Annotated in this window: 2 protein-coding genes; both read right to left on the bottom strand. The window is 68.5% G+C overall.

Annotation, left to right across the window (positions count from 1 at the left end):
* Positions 1 to 1557, bottom strand: a 1557-nt coding sequence (locus tag ACLML9_RS28470; RefSeq protein ID WP_411948386.1) for a nitrate- and nitrite sensing domain-containing protein, incomplete at its 3' end; no start/stop codon positions are given.
* 269 nt (positions 1558 to 1826) lie between these two features.
* Positions 1827 to 2201: a DUF742 domain-containing protein gene (locus tag ACLML9_RS28465; RefSeq protein ID WP_411948385.1), complete on the bottom strand. Its 375-nt coding sequence runs from the start codon at positions 2199 to 2201 to the stop codon at positions 1827 to 1829.
* Positions 2202 to 2359 lie beyond the last annotated feature (158 nt).

Genomic DNA, 2359 nt, shown 5'->3' with positions numbered 1-2359 from the left:
GCGGCCCGGCTGCTCACCGCCGAGCACGATGAGGTTCTCGGCGTGCCGGCGGGCGCGGGTGGCCAGATGGTCGAGTTCGAACAGGAGCTCGAGCTGGTCCGCGTTCTCCTCTTGACGTTCGGCCTTGTCCAGTAGGGCGAGCTGGCGGTGTACGGCCAGCTGGTTGCGGTGGGCGATATTGAGGAAGACCGTGCGGAACCCCGCGCGGGTCTTGGATTCGGCCACTGCGGCCGAGACCGCCGCGACCTGGGCGCGGTTGAACGCGTCGGCCACTTCGCCGAGTTCGTCGGTGCCGAAGTCCAGGTGTGCCACCTCCGCGGCGGTATCGATCTCTGCCCCGTTGTCGAGGCGCCGCATGAGATCGGGCAGCCGAACATCCGCCAGTTCCAGGGTGTCGTCGCGCAGGCGGCGCATCCGCGCGATGAACCGGTTCGCGCTGATGAGTGCGGCAAGCAGCGCCACCGCCGTCACGATCAGCACCGCGATACCGCCGATCAGGGAGATCCCCGCGGTATCGGTGCCTTCGGACCGGGCGATGGCATGGGCATCGCGACTCTGGTTCTCCCACAGGCTCAACAGGGCCGCGCTCACCCGCACCGAGGCATCCTGCCACGCGGGCAGCGTCATCGGTAGCGGAGCGGGCTCGTTTTCCGTCGACTGCTCGGAGTCGTACCCGTAATCGGAGGCCTCCGCCGCGGCGTCTCCGGTGGGGACGGGACCGCGCAGAATGAGTGCGTCCTGCATGGCGGTCACCTGCTGCCAGTCCGGTGAATCCGTGATGGCCCGCAGCTGGGCGAGCCGCGAGCCGGTCAGCACCGTGGCCGAATACGCCACCTGCGAGCGGACTTCGCCGGCGTAGCGGATGAACTCGAGCAACTCCTCGGCGGTGAGTTCGCCGCGGGTGAGGGCGACGGCACCGAGGGTGTCGGCCTGGGAGAGTGCCTCGGCGGCACGTAGCGGCTCGACACCGTAGCCGAGGGCGATACCGAGTTTGGCGTCGGGAGCCACCCGGGCCGCGACCATCGAGGCCTTGGGGATCGTGCCGATCACGGTGCTGAAGAATTCGAACGCCTCGGCGTGCGGCATCGCGCGCGAGTCGATCGCGGTGCGCACGCCGGGGACCCGGTTGTAGAGCGGGCGGAAGGTCTCGAGTTCGGCGGCCGATCCGTCCGGGTTGAGGCGCTGGGCCGCCTCACCCTTGGCGATCACCGCGGCGAGGGCGATATCGGAGCGCTTCCGCGCGTCGACCAGGCTGCCGGCCGCATTCGGATCTCCGGCCAGATACAGCAGGGACAGCCGGCGCTCCTCTTCGAAGGTCTGCACCATCGAGATCACCTGAGTGGTGGTGCCACTGATCAAATTGGCCCAGAGCGTCGCGGTGACACTGGATTTGACCAGATATCCGGCGGCGCCGACTCCGACGACGACCAGGGTGACGCTGGTGATCAGCACGATCGACAGGAGGCGGGCGCGGATGCCCAGCCGGCCGCGAGTCGCGTCTGCGCCGGAACGGAACGCCCGCACCAGTACTTCGGGCAGATGCCGCCGAACAGCCACGATAGATCAACCCGTTCCGAGCGTGCGCCAGTGCGACACCGCGGTGACCGGCGCGTCACCCAATGTTCTCGGCATTGCCGTTCGCCGGCAATGCATCAGCTCTCGTCCAGACCATAGCGAAAGCCGGGCGCCTACCGGAGACCGGTCTCACCGAGCGGGGCGCGGGGTATCGGTGTGAGCGCGGCTACAGAAGCCGCCGAAATGTTAAAGGGTGATCGTTGGAAACCCGGGGTGCCGGGTCGGGGCGCTGGCGGGCGTGGTAGCCCATCTCAACCACCCCGCAGGCTGTTCGCGATGGCCCGCAGCAGACCGAGATCGGCCGCGCTTTCGGTGGTCTCGGCGGGAGCCCGCACGGCCAACCGGCCGTCATCGATCAGATCGCCGATGAGCACTTTGGTCATGGCCAGCGGAATCCGCAGCTGCGCCGAGACCTCCGCCACCGATTGCGGTATCCGGCAGAACCGGACGATTTCGACGTATTCGGGATCGGTCCGCCGCGGCGCGAAGCCGGCTCCGACGTCGACCACCATGGTGTCGAGAGTGAGTTCGCCGCGCGCGGTGCGACCCCGGCCGCCGGTCATCGCATAGAGCCGTGCGACCGGACCGGCTTCCTCTTCCTCCCAGGGTTCGCGCGGCCTGTTCACGGCTGTCTCGCACCGTTCGGCCGCGGGCGCGAGTCGACGGCCAGATGGCTGCCGACCCGCTGGACGGTTCGGTTCATCTCGAACGCGACCATGCCCATATTCGCGGATTCGGTGGCCAGCAGCGCCAGGCACGCATTGGCGCCGGCGGCGGTGATGAA

Source organism: Nocardia sp. NPDC002869 (assembly GCF_046764065.1).
In the GTDB taxonomy this organism is placed as follows: domain Bacteria; phylum Actinomycetota; class Actinomycetes; order Mycobacteriales; family Mycobacteriaceae; genus Nocardia; species Nocardia rhamnosiphila.
Note: the sequence above shows the minus strand (reverse complement) of the source record. Positions and strands in the feature narration are given on the sequence as shown.